The organism is Mycobacterium sp. SMC-16 (assembly GCF_046250085.1).
GTDB lineage: Bacteria > Actinomycetota > Actinomycetes > Mycobacteriales > Mycobacteriaceae > Mycobacterium > Mycobacterium phocaicum.
Genome location: NZ_CP176427.1, coordinates 5505075 through 5520734, shown reverse-complemented (window position 1 = coordinate 5520734; position 15660 = coordinate 5505075). Strand labels below are relative to the sequence as shown.

General features: G+C 70.7%; 1 pseudogene (cut by a window edge). It reads left to right on the top strand.

The features are described from left to right. Positions 1-15660 (top strand): annotated as a pseudogene (locus ACJEIK_RS26950) (amino acid adenylation domain-containing protein); its annotated part reaches 13751 nt to the left of the window's first position; the annotation flags it as partial.

The window sequence follows — 15660 nt, the reverse complement described above, 5'->3', positions numbered from 1 at the left end:
TGCTGCCGGACAAGCTGATTCAGCGCTGCCGCTGCCGGATGCCGATGTGCCGGCCTACCTGATCTACACCTCGGGCACCACCGGTGTGCCCAAAGGCGTCGGGCTCACGCACGCCAATGTGACCCAGCTGCTCGGCACTCTCGACGCGGGCCTGCCCGCAGCCGGGGTATGGAGCCACGCTCACTCGCTGGCATTCGACGTGTCGGTGTGGGAGATCTTCGGGCCACTGCTGCGCGGCGGCTGCGTCGTGGTGATCGGTGACGATGTCGCCCGGTCATCGGCGGACCTGCATCAGACGCTGGTGGCAGAAGGCGTCACGGTCCTGACCCAGACTCCAACGGCGGCAGCGGTATTGTCGCCCGCCGGACTGGAGCACGCCGCGCTCGTCGCGGTGGGTGAGGCCTGCCCGCCCGAGGTGGTGCGGCGTTGGGCGACCGACGGCCGCGTCATGGTCAATGCCTACGGACCGACCGAGACGACGATGTGTGTCGCGATCAGTGCACCGCTGACGGCCCAGTCGGTGGCGGAATCCGCTGTGGTGCCGATCGGTTCGCCGGTGGGCGGCGCGGCGCTGTTCGTGCTCGATAGTGCGTTGCGGCCGGTGCCGCCCGGGGTGATCGGTGAGCTCTATGTCGCCGGTGCGGGTGTGGGCGTCGGCTATCTGGGCCGCGCCGGACTGAGCGCATCGCGTTTCGTGGCCTGCCCGTTCGGGGCGCCGGGGCAGCGGATGTATCGCACCGGAGACCTGGTGCGGTGGGGTGCCGACGGACAGCTGACGTACCTGGGCCGCGCCGACGAACAGGTCAAGATTCGCGGCTACCGCATCGAACTCGGTGACGTGCAAACAGCTTTGGCCGCGCTGGGCGGTGTCGAGCAGGCCGTGGTGATCGCCCGTGAAGACCGGCCGGGTGACAAGCGTCTGGTCGGGTACGTGACCGGCCCGGTCGACCCGGCGGCGGCCCGGGCCGAACTGGCCGGACGGATTCCCGGGTACATGGTGCCCGCGGCGATCGTGACGCTGGACCGCTTGCCGTTGACCGCCAACGGCAAGCTGGACACGCGCGCGCTGCCCGCGCCCGACTACGCGGTGGGCGACTACCGGGCGCCGGCGACCGCGGTCGAGGAAATCCTGGCCGGTATCTTCGCGAACCTGTTGGGACACAGCCGCGTCGGCGTGGATGATTCGTTCTTCGATCTCGGCGGCGACAGCATCGCCGCGATGCGCCTGATCGCCGCGATCAACGCCGCACTCGGCACCGACCTGGCGGTGCGGACGGTGTTCGAGGCGCCGACCATCGCGGAACTGGCACCGCGGATCGGGGCGTCCACGGCGCGCCGGGACCCGCTCGTGGCGATCCCGGATTCGGCGCGGCCGACCGTGCTCCCCTTGTCGTTCGCGCAGAATCGCCTGTGGTTCCTGGAGCAACTGCAGGGCCCGTCCGCGACCTACAACCTCTCCACGGTGCTGCGTCTGACCGGCGACCTCGATGCTGCCGCCCTGCAGGCCGCACTGGTCGATGTCGTGGGACGCCACGAGGCGCTGCGCACGGTCTTCGTCGCGCCGGACGGCGTACCGCAGCAGGTGGTGCTGCCGGCCGCGGCCGCCGACATCGGTTGGGAGAGCACCGATGCGACCGGCTGGACCACGGACCGGCTGGCCGCCGCCGTGGACAGCGCGGCGCGGTACGCCTTCGACATCTCCACCGATATTCCGTTGCGGGCCAGCCTGTTCCGGGTTGCCGACAACGAGCACATCCTGGTCGCCGCCGTGCATCACATCGCGGCCGACGGCTGGTCCATCACACCTTTGGCGCGAGACCTGAGTGTGGCCTATGCGAGCCGGTGCGCCGGACAGCCACCGCAATGGCCCGAGCTGCCGGTGCAGTACGTCGACTACACGCTGTGGCAGCGGGCGCAATTCGGTGATCTGCACGACGGCGACAGCCCGATCGCGGCACAGCTCGACTACTGGCAGGACGCGTTGGCGGGGCTGCCCGAACGGCTGCAACTGCCGACCGATCGGCCGTACCCGCTCGTGGCGGATCAGCACGGCGCCACCGTCACCATCGACTGGCCGGCCGAACTGCAGCAGCAGATCGCGCAGGTGGCCCGCGAACACCACGCCACCGGATTCATGGTGGTGCAGGCCGCCCTGGCCGTGTTGCTGTCCGCGCTCAGCGCGAGTTCCGATGTCGCCGTGGGCTTCCCGATTGCGGGCCGCACCGACCCGGCGCTCGACGAGCTGGTGGGCTTCTTCGTCAACACGCTGGTGCTGCGCGTCGACCTGGCCGGCGATCCCACGTTCACCGACCTGCTGGCCCAGGTGCAGCAGCGCAGTCTCGCGGCCTACGAGAACCAGGACGTGCCGTTCGAGGTGCTGGTCGAGCGGCTCAACCCCACCCGCAGCTTGACGCACCACCCGCTGGTGCAGGTGCTGCTGGCGTGGCAGAACCTTCCCGGACAACAGGGGCAGGGCGCTGCCGGGCTGACGCTCGGCGACCTCGAGGTGACGCCCGTCCCCGTCGACACCCAGACCGCCCGCATGGATCTGACGTTCTCGCTCGGCGAGCGCTGGAGCGAGGACGGCGCACCTGCCGGCATCGCGGGCACCGTCGAATATCGCACCGACGTCTTCGACGCCGCGACCATCGAGACACTGATCGAACGGATGCGGCGCGTCCTCGCCGCGGTCAGTGCCGATCCCACCGCGCCGGTGTCCGGCATCGAGTTGCTCGACGACGCCGAGCACACGCGCCTCGACGACATTGCCAACCGCGCGGCGCTGGACCGGCCCGCGCCGGACGTGTCGATCCCGGAACTGTTCGCCGCGGTGGTCACGCGTACTCCGGACGCGCCGGCACTCAGCTGCGCAGGCGACACCCTGACCTACCGCGAACTCGATCGGCGGGCCACCCAGTTCGCGCATCTGCTCGCCACGCACGGCGCCGCTCCGGGACGGACTGTGGCACTGCTGCTGCCACGGTCCGCGGAAGCCATCGTGGCGATCCTGGCGGTGCTCAAGACCGGGGCGGCGTACCTGCCGCTCGATCCGGCGCTGCCGGTGTCCCGCGTCGAATTCGTGCTCGCCGACGCCGCACCGGTCGCGGTGATCACGTCGGGTGAGCTGGCGGACCGCGTCAGCGGACTCGAGTTCCCGGTGATCGACGTCGACGACCCGACCGTGGCCGCACAGCCCGACGCGTCGCCGGCCGGCCCCGCGGCCGATGACATCGCCTACCTGATCTACACCTCCGGCACCACCGGTGTGCCCAAAGGCGTTGCGGTCATGCACCGCAACGTCACCCAGCTCATCGCCGCCCCGGATTCCGGACTACCCACCGCGGGCGTCTGGAGCCAGTGGCACTCGTTGGCTTTCGACGTCTCGGTGTGGGAAATCTTCGGTGCGTTGCTGAACGGCGGGCGGCTGGTCGTCGTGCCCGAGTCGGTGGCGCGGGCGCCGGAGGACCTCCACGCCCTCGTGGTCGCCGAGCGCGTCACGGTGCTGAGCCTGACTCCGTCTGCGGCAGGCGCACTTTCGCCCGCCGGCCTGGACGGCGTCACGCTGGTCGTCGCGGGCGAGGCATGCCCCACCGATCTGGTCGAGCGCTGGGCAGGCCGCGTCATGATCAACGCGTACGGCCCGACAGAAGCCACCATCTACGCCGCGATCAGCGCGCCGCTGACCCCCGGCGACCCGACCGTGCCGATCGGCTCAGCGGTGCCGAACGGCGCGACGTTCGTGCTGGACAGCCGGTTACGGCCGGTTCCGATCGGTGTCGTCGGTGAGCTGTACCTGGCCGGCGCGGGTGTGGCGGCAGGCTATCTGCGCCGCGGCGGGCTGACTGCCTCGCGCTTCGTGGCCTGCCCCTTCGGCGGACCGGGCGCTCGCATGTACCGCACCGGTGATCTGGTGCGGTGGCGCGCCGACGGCCAATTGGATTACCTCGGCCGCGTCGATGATCAGGTCAAGATCCGCGGCTACCGCATCGAACTCGGCGACATCCAAGCTGCGTTGGCGGACCTCGACGGCGTGGAGCAGGCCGCGGTGGTGGCCCGCGAAGACCGGCCCGGGGACAAACGCCTGGTCGGCTACCTCACCGGGACCGCCGACCCGGCTGTGGTCCGTCTCGCACTGGCAGATCGGTTGCCGGCGTATATGATTCCGGCCGCGGTGATCATGGTGCCGGAGCTGCCGCTGACCGCCAACGGCAAACTCGACATCCGCGCGCTGCCGGCGCCCGAGTACGCCGCGGGCGACTACCGCGCACCCGCGAACGCGATCGAGGAAATCCTCGCCGGCATCTACGCCGCGGTGCTCGGTGTCGAGCGCGTCGGCGTGGACGACTCGTTCTTCGACCTCGGTGGCGACAGCATTTCGTCGATGCAGGTCGTGACCCGGGCGCGGGCGGCAGGCCTGACCTGCCGGACCAAGGACCTGTTCGTCGAGCAGACCGTCGCCCGGCTGGCCCGCGTGGTCGAAATGAACGAGAATCCGGGCGGGGCAGCGGATTCGGGTATCGGGCCGCTGCCGGCCACGCCGATCATCGACTGGCTGCGCAGCGTCGACGGTCCCACCGACCAGTTCAACCAGACGGTCCTGGTGCAGGCCCCGGCGGACGCCACTGCGGCCGACGCGGTAATCCTGTTGCAGGCCTTGCTGGATCACCACGCCACGCTGCGCATGCGCGTCGCGGCGGACGGTGAGTTGAGCACCGCCGAGCCCGGCGCTGTGGATGCGCGCGGCTGCCTCCATACGGTGGACACGTGGTCCGACGACGCGCTGGCCGCGGCGCGTGCGCAGCTGAACCCCGCTGCCGGGGTCATGCTCAGCGCGCTGTGGGTGGCGGACACCCGGCAACTCGCGATCATCATCCACCACCTGGCTGTCGACGCGGTGTCCTGGCGAATCCTGTTGGAAGACCTGAACATCGCATGGATGCAGCACCGGGACGGACAGCCCGTGGCACTGCCGGTGGGCGGCACGTCGTTCCGGCGGTGGGCGGAACTGCTCACCGAGCACGCCCGGGACGCCGACGTCGCCGGTCATGCCGCGGCCTGGCAGCGGGTTGCGCAGGCGCCCGCCGTGTTGCCCGCCGTACAGCCCGCAGTCGACACCTTCGCCGCCGCTGGTAACCTGGCGGCCGAACTGGACACCGCGACCACCGCGGCGCTGCTGAGCGCCGTCCCCGCGGCGTTCCACGCCGGGATCAACGACATCCTGGTCATCGGATTCGCCTTGGCGCTGGCCGAATTCGCCGGCAAGCACGGCCGGACGATCGGCATCGATGTCGAGGGCCACGGGCGTCATGAAGACCTCGGCCCCGACATCGACCTGACCCGCACCGTCGGCTGGTTCACCACGAAGTCCCCCGTGGCGATCACGCTCGGGGACATCAGCTGGGCACAGGTGATCGCGGGTGATGCGGCACTGGGTGCCGTCATCAAGGACGCCAAGGAGCAGCTGCGCGCGCTGCCGGACCCGCTGAACTACGGGCTGCTGCGCTACCTCAATGATGACGCGGATGTGAGCGGACCCGAGCCGGCCGTCGGCTTCAACTACCTCGGGCGCCAGGGTGGTACCGCCGAACTGTCCGAGGACCTCTGGCGCATCGGTGACCACACACCCGCCGCGGCCATGGCGATCCCCATGCCGCTGATGCACACCCTGGAACTGGGCGCCGGCGCCGTCGAGACACCGGACGGCCCACGGCTGCACGCCAATTGGACGTGGGCGCCGTCGGCGCTCGACGCGGACCAGGTGACCCACCTGAGCCGACTGTGGTTCGAGGCGCTGGCCGGTATCTGCGCCCACGTGTCCGACGGTGGCGGCGGACTGACCCCGTCCGACATTGCGCCGGCTCGCCTCAGCCAGCAGCAGCTCGACGACCTGGAACGGCACGGTGGCGTCGCCGACGTGCTACCGCTGACCCCGGTGCAGGAGGGTCTGCTCTTCCACGCCACCACCGCGGGCGGTGGCGACCTCTACGCCGGACAGCTCGACATCGGCGTCAGCGGGCAGCTCGACGTCGACCGGCTGCACGCCGCCGTGCGCGCCGCGGTCGCCCGGCATCCGCATCTGGTGGCGAGCTTCCACTCGAGGTTCGGCCAACCCGTGCAGGTCATCCCGGCCGATCCCGAGATCGCCTGGCAGTACCTGGAACTCGACAGCGACGCGCAGCTGGCTGACTTCCGCGCGACCGAGCGCGGCGCGGTGTGCGACCTCAGTGCCGGGGCGGTCTTCCGCGCCGCGCTGATCCGGGTCGCGCCCGACCGGTACCGGTTCGTGCTGACGAACCACCACATCGTGCTCGACGGCTGGTCGATGCCGATCCTGCTGGCGGAGATCTTCGCCGGCTACCACGGACACCGGCTGCCTCCGGCCACGCCGTACCGCAACTACGTCAGCTGGCTGGCGGAGCGGGACCGCGACGCGGCCTCCGCTGCGTGGGGCGAACTGCTCCGCGGCCTCGATACGCCCACGTTGGTCGGCCCCGCCGGCCGCACCGAATCGGGCCAGCGGCGCGTCGAGACCGTCACGCTGCCCGCGGAAATCGCCACGGCAGCAGGAGAATTGGCGCGATCCCGGCACACCACCGTCAACACCGTGCTGCAGGCCGCGTACGCCCAGCTGCTGTGCTGGCTGACCGGCAGCCACGACGTGGTGTTCGGCACCACGGTGTCTGGCCGGCCCGCAGAGGTCTCCGGTGTCGAAGCCATGGTCGGACTGTTCATCAACACCGTGCCGGTCCGCGCCAACCTCACCGCCACCACGACGGCGGCGGAACTGCTCGATCAACTGCAGGGCGGATACAACGACACGCTGGAGCATCAATACCTGGCGCTCAATGAGATTCACCGCATCACCGGGCAGGACCAGCTGTTCGACACGCTGTTCGCGTTCGAGAACTACCCCGTCGACACCGCGGCGTTGTCGAGCGATGCCCAACTGGCCGTCACCGACGTCGCCACCCACGAATCCACGCACTACCCGCTGACCGTGCAGGCGCAGCCCGGCCGCGAGCTGACCATCCGCGTCGAGTACGACACGACGGTGTTCGGCGCCGCCGATATCGCGGCGCTGATCGAGCGGCTGCAGACCGTACTGGCGGCCATGGCGACCGATCCGGACCGGCCGCTGTCGGCGATCGATGCCCTCGGTCCGGACGAGCAGACCACGGTGGATCGCTGGAGTGGGCGCGCCGTCCTGGCTGAACCTGTTGCCGGACAGACGGTTCCGACACTGTTCGCCGCACAGGTGGCGCGGACCCCCGACGCGGTGGCGCTGACCTACCGGGATTCGGCCTGGACCTACCGGGAGCTGGATGCGGCGGCCACCCGGCTGGCGGGCGCGCTGGCGGCCCGCGGCGCGGGCCCGGGGCGGACCGTGGCGCTGATGTTCCCGCGCTCGGCCGACGCGGTGATCGCGATCCTGGCGGTGCTCAAGTCGGGCGCGGCGTACCTGCCGATCGATCCCGCACTGCCCGCGGAACGCGTGGCGTTCATGGTCGCCGACACGGCGCCGGTGCTGCTGCTCACGACCCCGGAACTCGTTGCAGAGATGTCGGGGCTGGGCGTGCCGGTGCTGGATTTGGTGACAGTCGCGGAACAGAAAAACGGCCATGCGACAACGATGTCGGGACCGCGTGCCGACGACGTCGCGCACGTCATCTACACCTCCGGAACCACCGGGCAGCCCAAGGGCGTCGCCGTCACACACCGCAACGTCACGCAGCTGTTCGACGGGCTGGAGCTGGGTATCGAATTGAGCCCGGTGCTCGGTCCGCCTCCCGTTTGGGCGCAGTTCCACTCGTATTCGTTCGACTTCTCGGTGTGGGAGATCTGGGCCGCCCTCCTGCACGGCGGGCGACTGGTGGTGGTACCCGACGCGGTAGTCCGCTCGCCAGATGAGTTCCACGCCTTGCTCGTTCGCGAGGGCGTCACGGTGCTCGCGCAGACCCCGTCCGCGGTGAGTGTGCTGTCGCCGCAGGGCCTGGAGTCGATGGCCCTGCTGATCGGCGCCGAGGCCTGCCCGCCGGAGTTGGTGGACCGGTGGGCGCCGGGACGCGTGATGCGCAACGTGTACGGCCCGACCGAGACGACCATGTGGGTGTCCAAGAGCACGCCGCTGGTGGCGGGTTCCGGTGCGCCGCCGATCGGTTCGCCGGTCCCGGGTGCGGCGCTGTTCGTGCTCGACGCCTGGCTGCGGCCGGTGCGCCCGGGTGCGATCGGCGAGCTCTACGTGGCGGGCCGCGGCGTCGGAGTTGGCTACTGGGGCCGATCCGCCTTGACCGCAACACGTTTCATGGCGTGCCCGCTCGGCGCGCCGGGAACACGGATGTACCGGACCGGCGATCTCGCGAGTTGGGGTCCCGACGGGCAGCTGCGTTACCTCGGCCGCGCCGACGAACAGGTCAAGATCCGCGGCCATCGCATCGAACTGGGTGAAGTGCGGTCTGCGCTGGCCGCCGTGGCCGGTGTCGAGCAGGCGGTGGTGGTCATCCGCGAGGACGAGGCGGGCGGCAAGCGCCTTGTCGGCTACGTCGTGGGGGCGGTGAATCCGGCTGAGGTGCGTGCGACGCTGGCGCAGCAGTTGCCCGGCTACATGGTCCCGGCTGCGGTCGTCGGCCTGCCCGAACTGCCCGTCACGGTCAACGGCAAGCTCGACACCCGCGCGCTACCGGAGCCGGAATACGTTGCGGGCGTGTACCGGGCACCGGGCAGCCTCACCGAGGAGATTCTGGCGGGTGTCTACGCGCAGGTGCTCGGCATCGAGCGCATCGGTGTCGATGACTCGTTCTTCGATCTCGGCGGCGACTCGCTGTCGACCATGCGGCTGGTCGCCGCGATCAACTCCGCACTGGATGTCGACCTCCCGGTCCGTGTGGTCTTCGAGGCGCCCACCGTCGCCCAGCTGGCGCCGCGCATCGCCGCGGGCGAGCGCGGCCTGCAACCGCTGACCGTGGCCGAGCGGCCCGACGTGGTGCCGCTGTCGTTCGCACAGAACCGGCTGTGGCTCGTCGACCAGGTGCAGGGACCCTCGCCGGTCTACAACATGGCGACGGCCCTGCGGATCACCGGAACCCTGAACGTCGATGCGCTGGGCGCCGCGCTGGCCGACGTCGTCGGCCGGCACGAGAGCCTGCGCACGTTGCTCACCGCACCAGACGGCACCCCGCAGCAGGTCGTGATCCCCGCAGCGCGTGCCGATTTCGGCTGGGACGTCGTCGATGCGACGCAGTGGTCGGCGAGCCGGCTGCACGACGCGCTCGAGGCCAGGTTGATCGGCCACGGCGCGGGCCCGGGACAGACGGTGGCATTGCTGTTCCACCGCTCGGCCGAGGCGATTGTCTCGATCCTCGCGGTGCTCAAGGCGGGGGCGGCGTACCTGCCGATCGATCCCGCACTGCCGGCGACGCGCATCGAGTTCATGCTCGGCGACGCCGCGCCGGTCGCGGCGGTCACGACCGGCGACCTGGCCGAGCGCCTCGCCGGGTTCGGCGGCCCGGTCCTCGATGCGGCCGATGCCGACATCGAAAACCAGCCCGTCACAACGCCTCCCGTGCCGGCTGAGGGTGATGTCGCGTACCTGATCTACACCTCGGGCACCACCGGTGTGCCCAAGGGGGTTGCCATCACGCACCGCAACGTCGTCGGCCTGCTGGGGCGGCTGGACGATCAGCTGCCGGCCGCCCGCGTCTGGAGTCAGTGGCACTCGCTGGCCTTCGACGTCTCGGTGTGGGAGATCTTCGGGGCCCTGCTGCACGGCGGGCGCCTGGTCGTGGTGTCCGAGACGGCGGCCCGCGCGCCGGAGGAACTGCACGAGCTGCTGGTCGCCGAGGGCGTCACGATGCTGACCCAAACCCCCTCCGCCGCAATGATGTTGTCCCCGCAGGGCCTGGAGTCGACGTCGCTGGTGGTGGCGGGCGAGGCCTGCCCGCCCGAGCTCGTCGACCGCTGGGCGACCGACAGCACCGGCGCGGGCCGCGTCATGCTCAACGCGTACGGCCCCACCGAGGCCACCATCTACGCCGCGGTCAGCGCACCGCTCACCGCGGGTTCACCTGCCGTGCCGATCGGCATGCCGGTGACGGGCGCGGCGTCCTTCGTCCTGGACGAGTGGTTGCGCCCTGTGCCGGTCGGCGTGGTGGGCGAGCTGTACGTCGCGGGCTCGGGTGTCGCGGCCGGATATGTGCGCCGCGGCGCGCTGACGGCGTCACGCTTCGTGGCGTGCCCGTTCGGCGCGCCGGGGCAACGCATGTACCGCACCGGTGACCTCGTCCGGTGGGGCGCCGATGGCCAGCTGCAGTACCTGGGCCGTGCCGACGAACAGGTCAAGATTCGCGGCTACCGCATCGAATTGGGCGACGTGCAAACGGCATTGGCCGGCCTCGACGGGGTCCGGCAGGCCGCGGTGATCGTGCGCGAGGACCGCCCCGGCGACAAGCGACTCGTCGGCTACATCACCGGCACGGCCGACCCGGCCGAGGCGCGGAACGCCGTGGCCAAACACCTTCCGCCGTACATGGTTCCGGCCGCCGTCGTCGCGCTCGCGACGCTGCCGCTGACCCCGAACGGCAAGCTGGACCGCCGCGCGCTCCCGGCGCCGACGTACGGCAACGCCGATGAGTATCGGGCGCCGCGCACCCCGGTCGAGGAGACACTGGCCGCGGTCTACGCCGACGTCCTCGGCGTGGAACGGGTCGGCGTCGACGATTCGTTCTTCGAGCTGGGCGGCGACAGCATCATGTCGATGCAGGTGGTGGCGCGGGCGTGCAGGTCGATGCGGGTTGGTCACTGCAGGTGCCCGACTCCGGCACGACCGCCGGGGATTGCCTGCACACGGTCGACGAGCTGACGGAAGACGCGGTGGTCGCGGCCCGGTCGCGGTTGGATCCGGCGGCCGGCGTGATGCTGAGCGCGCTGTGGGTGGCGCCCGCGTGTCAGCTGGTGCTGATCATCCACCACCTCGCGGTCGACGGGGTGTCGTGGCGAATCCTGTTGGAGGACTTGAACGTCGCGTGGCTGCAGTCCCGCGCGGGGCAGCCGGTCGAGCTACCGGCGAGCGGTACGTCGTTCCAGCGCTGGGCGCAGGTCCTCACCGAACGCTCTACGGCGCCCGAGGTGGTCGCGCAGGCGGCGGCCTGGCAGCAGGTGGCGGCGACGCCGGCACTGCTGCCCGCCGTGCAGCCGGCGCGCGACACCTTCGCCGCCGCTGGGCGGCTGTCGGTCACGCTGGACGATGTCGACACCGTGCCGACACTGCTGCGCGAGGCGCCGGCGGCATTCCATGCCGGCATCAACGATGTCCTGCTGATCGGATTCGCCTTGGCGCTAGCCGAATTCGCGAACTGTGATCGCACCATCGGCATCGACGTGGAAGGTCACGGCCGCCACGACGAGCTGGCCGACCACCTCGATCTGTCGCGCACCGTCGGCTGGTTCACCACCAAGTACCCGGTGGCTGTCACGGTCGGCGACCTCTCCTGGACACAGGTGACGTCCGGTGACGCCGCGCTGGGCGCCGTGCTCAAGGACGCCAAGGAGCAACTGCGGGCACTGCCGGACGGCCTGACGTACGGCCTGCTGCGCTACCTGAACGACGACGTCGACCTCGAAACCGACGATCCGGCAATCGGATTCAACTACCTGGGCCGCCTCGGCGGCGGCTCCGAACTGTCCGACGAACTGTGGCAGGTCGGCCGGGATGGCTCCGCAGAGGTCACCGGTCTGGCCACCGCGGTACCGATGCCGCTGATGCACACCGTCGAGCTCAACGCCGGCACCGTCGACACCGACGCCGGCCCGCAGCTGCACGCCAATTGGATGTGGGCACCGTCCGCGCTCGACCAGGAACAGGTGACCCGCCTGAGCCGCCTGTGGTTCGACGCGCTGACCGGCATCTGCGCCCTGGTCCGCGCCGGCGGCGGCGGTCTGACGCCGTCGGACATCGCACCGGCGCGCCTGGATCAGCAGCAGATCGACGAGCTGGAACGCGCACACCCCGTCGCCGACATCCTGCCGCTGACACCGCTGCAACAGGGCCTGCTCTTCCACGCCGCGCAGTCCGGCGCCGACGCCGATCTGTATGCGGTGCAACTGGATCTGAGTCTGGCCGGTCCGCTCGACGCGGAGCGGCTGCGGGACGCCGTGCAGGTGGTGGTGCAGCGGCACCCGAACATCGCGGCCCGCTTCTACACCGGCCTCGAGGTGCAGGTCATCCCGGCGGCGCCCGACGTCGCGTGGCGGGTGTTGGAGGCAACCGACGACGAGGTCGCGCACATCTGCGCCGCCGAACGTGCTGCGGTGTGCGACCTCAGCGACCGGCCGGCGTTCCGGGTGGCCCTGATCCGCACCGGCGAACACCGGCACCGGCTGGTGCTCACCAACCACCACGTCGTGATGGACGGCTGGTCACTACCGGTCCTGCTGCGCGAGATCTTCGCCGGCTATCACGGCTACCGGCTGCCCGCCGCGGTGCCCTACCGCCGCTTCGTCACGTGGCTCGCCGAGCGGGACCTCGATGCCGCACGTACCGCCTGGGCCGAGGTGCTGGCCGGCGTCGACACCCCGACACTGGTCACACCACGGGCCGTCTCCGGTACCCGAGGCGTGAAATCTGTTGCGCTGTCGGCCGAAACCACGCATGCCGTCGGTGAGCTGGCGCGGGCCCGTCACACCACCGTGAACGTCGTCCTGCAGGCGGCCTATGCGCAGCTGCTCATGCAGCTGACCGGCCGCCACGACGTGGTGTTCGGAACCGCGGTGTCGGGCCGCCCGACCGACGTGGCCGGCGCGGACGAGATGGTCGGCCTGATGATCAACACCGTCCCGGTGCGGGTCACCGCGACCGCGGCCACCACCGCGGCCGAACTGCTCGACCAGATGCAGGATGCGCACAACCGGACACTCGACCACCAGCACCTGTCACTCGCCGAGATGCACCGGATCACCGGTCAGGACCGGCTTTTCGACACGCTGTTCGCGTATGAGAACTACCCGCTGGGCCCCGCCTCGTCGGGCGGCGCCGGGGACCTGACCATCACCGAGTTCAGCAGCCATGAGCAGAACCACTATCCGTTGACGGTGCAGGCCATGCCGGGCGAAGAACTCGGTCTGCGTCTCGAGTTCGACACCGCGGTGTTCGGCGCGGCCGACATCGACCGGCTGGTCGAACGGTTCGAACGCGTGCTCGTCGCGATGACCACCGCCCCCACCGGGCGGCTCGCGTCGGTGAATCTGCTTGCCGCCGAGGAGCGCTCGCAACTGGACCGGATCGGCAACCGGGCCGCCACAGCCGAGGTGCCGGCATCGATTCCGGAACTCTTCGCCGCGCAGGTCGACCGCAACCCGGAGGCTGTCGCGCTCACCGGACCGGACCGCGCGCTGACCTACCGCGACCTCGATGAGGCCGCGAATCGGTTGGCGCACCAACTGATCGACGCCGGCACCGGTCCGGGGCGGACCGTGGCACTGCTGTTCCCCCGGTCGATCGACGCGGTGGTGGCGATCCTCGCGGTCCTCAAGGCCGGGGCGGCGTACCTGCCGATCGATCCGGCGTTGCCGGCGGAGCGGCTCGCGTTCCTGCTGTCGGACGCGGCACCGGGCGTCGCGGTCACGACCGCAGACCTGGCCGGCCGGCTCGGCGCGTTCGACGGCCCGGTCATCGTCGACACCGTCACCGAAAACTGGCCTGCCACAAGGCTTCCGAACCCCGACGCCGACAGCGTCGCCTACTTGATCTACACCTCCGGCACCACCGGAACGCCCAAGGGTGTGGCGGTGGCGCACAGGAACGTGGCCCGGCAGTTCGGGGTACGACTCGCGGGCCTGCCCGCCGACGCGGTCTGGACACAGTGCCATTCGTGCGCGTTCGACTTCTCGGTGTGGGAGATCTGGGCCGCACTGCTGCACGGCGACCGCCTGGTGATCGTGCCCGAGTCGGTGACTGCGAACCCGGACGAGTTCCAGCGCCTGCTCGCGGCCGAGCAGGTCAACATCCTCACCCAAACCCCCTCCGCGGCAGGCGCGTTGGCGCCCGATGCGCTGGCGCCGCTGGCCCTGCTGGTCGGCGGCGAGGCGTGCCCCGCCGAGCTGGTCGACCGCTGGACGTCGTGCGGGCACACCATGATCAACGCCTACGGCCCCACCGAGACCACGGTGTACGACGCCATGACCGAACCGCTCACGGCGGCAACGGGTCCGGTGCCGATCGGCACACCGGTGCCCGGCACGGCGGTGTTCGTGCTGGACGGCTGGTTGCGTCCCGTTCCCGCGGGTGTCGTCGGTGAGCTGTACGTCGCAGGTGACGGCGTGAGCGTCGGCTACGCCGGTCGCCCGGGGCTGACCGCCGGCCGGTTCGTGGCCTGCCCCTTCGGCGCACCCGGACAACGTATGTACCGCACCGGGGACCTGGTGCGCTGGGATGCCGATGGGCGGCTGCACTACGTCGGCCGGGCCGACGAGCAGGTCAAGATTCGTGGCTTCCGCATCGAACTGGGCGAAGTGCAAACGGTTTTGGCGCGCCTCGACGGTGTGGACCAGGCGGCCGTGGTCGCCCGCGAGGACCGCACCGGCGACAAGCGTCTGGTCGGCTACCTCACCGGCACCGCCGATCCCGCGACAGTGCGTACACAGCTCGCCGACCTGCTGCCGGCCCACGCGGTCCCGGCCGCCATCGTCGTGCTGCCGGCACTGCCGGTCACGGTCAACGGCAAGCTCGACGTCCGCGCGCTGCCGGCACCCGAATACCGCGCGGGCGCCTACCTGGCGCCGCGTAACGCCACCGAGGCGGCGCTGGCCGCCGTCTACGGCCGCGTCCTCGGCGTCGAACGCGTCGGCGTGGACGAGTCGTTCTTCGATCTCGGCGGCGACAGCATCTCGGCGATGCGCCTCGTCGCGGCTGTTCGTGCCGACCTCGGCATCGAGCTGTCGGTGGCCACCGTGTTCGAGGCGCCGACGGTGCAGGCGCTCGGCGAGCGGCTGACGGCGGAGGGCGCGGCCACACCGGACATCGCGCCGGTCCAGGTGCTCAAGACCGGTACGGGCGTCCCACTGTTCTGCCTGCCCGCCGTCAGCGGTATCAGCTGGCCGTACCAGGTGCTCGGCGGCTACGTCGACGGTCCGATCATCGGCATCCAGCAACCGGCCACGGACGCACCGGGATCGCTGCGCGAGATGGCGGCGACGTACGCCGGCCGGATTCAGGCCGAGCAGCCGTCGGGCCCGTACCACCTGCTGGGCTGGTCGTTCGGCGGTGTCGTCGCGCATGCCGTCGCGGTCGAGCTGCAGCGGCGCGGCGCTGCCGTCGCCCGGCTGGTGCTGCTCGACGCCGAGCCGAGCCTGCGCGTCACGAACCAGGCGGTCGACCGGGACCAGCTGGCCGGCATCGTCGACGACGGCCTGCTGGACCTGCTGGTCCGCAACTTCGACACCAACGTCGCGCTGTACCGGGAACACGAAGCCGGCCGGTTCGACGGTGACGTCGTAGTGGTCGCGGCGGCCGCGGATGACGACGGTCGCGGCGCGTTCCTCGCGCAGAGCTGGCGCCCGCACGTCGCCGGCACTGTCACGGTGCACGAGGTGCGGCGCGGGCACCATGAGATGCTGGCCGTCGAAGCGCTTGCCGAGTACGGCAGGTATCTGGGCGGTGAGGCAACGTGA